The organism is Vogesella mureinivorans, assembly GCF_007644035.1.
In the GTDB taxonomy this organism is placed as follows: domain Bacteria; phylum Pseudomonadota; class Gammaproteobacteria; order Burkholderiales; family Chromobacteriaceae; genus Vogesella; species Vogesella mureinivorans.
In genome coordinates, this window is record NZ_VMTV02000127.1 from 1 (window position 1) to 814 (window position 814).

The window sequence follows — 814 nt, forward strand, 5'->3', positions numbered from 1 at the left end:
GCGGCCTGGCCGCTGCCCTGGGCGATGGCGCTGTGGTCGCCGGTGTGGGCGGTGGCCACGGGCTGGTAGTCGTAGCTGGCTAGCTGCACGCTGTCGGTGACGAGCTGGCGCTGGCTGTGCCAGGCGGTGAGGCCGTCTTCGGCTTCGGTGGCGTCGGCGCGGTGGAAGCGGACGCGTTCGATGGGGGCGGGTGGCAGGCTGTAGGGGTCGTCGAAGGCGACGAGTGTGCTGAGGTAGCGGCTGTCGTGGGCGTGTTCAAAGCGCCAGGCCAGGCCTTCTTCGTGTAGCAGGCGCACGATGAAGTCGAGGTCGGTTTCGCGGTATTGCAGGCAGTAGCTGCGGGGGGGCAGCGGTGCGGTGAGGGCGAAGGTGGTGCGGTGGTGGGCGGCGATGACGGGGTTGGCCGCGGCGTGTTCGTCGAGGATCTGGCGGATGATGGTATCGACGCTTAGGTCCTGGAAGACGCGGCTGGTGCGGCGGTGCTGCAGGAGGGCGACGGGCGGGGTGATGTCGAGTGCGTAGCGGGCAAAGCCGCCGTCGGCGCCGAGGGTGTGGGCGCGGGTGACGATGCCGCCGCGCAGCAGGGGTGTGCCGTCTTGTTGCTGCAGGGTGAGTGTGGCGGGCAGGCCGACGAGGGTGGCGAGCGGTAGGGTGTCGTCGGGTGCGAGGCATTCCAGCTGGTAGTGGTAGGGCTGGGAGAGGGCTTCGCGGGTGGTGAGGGAGAGGGGGAGCAGGCCGAGTTGCTGCTGCAGGTTATCGCCCAGTTGCAGGGTAAGCTGGCGCGTGTGCTGGGTGAAGGCGCTGGCAAAGCTGG

At 69.4% G+C, this 814-nt stretch carries 1 protein-coding gene; it reads right to left on the reverse strand.

Annotated elements, in window-relative coordinates; translation table 11 throughout:
- Window positions 1–814 (reverse strand): type VI secretion system Vgr family protein (locus FLQ44_RS03130; RefSeq protein WP_147693008.1); only part of this gene is annotated, 814 nt, incomplete at both ends.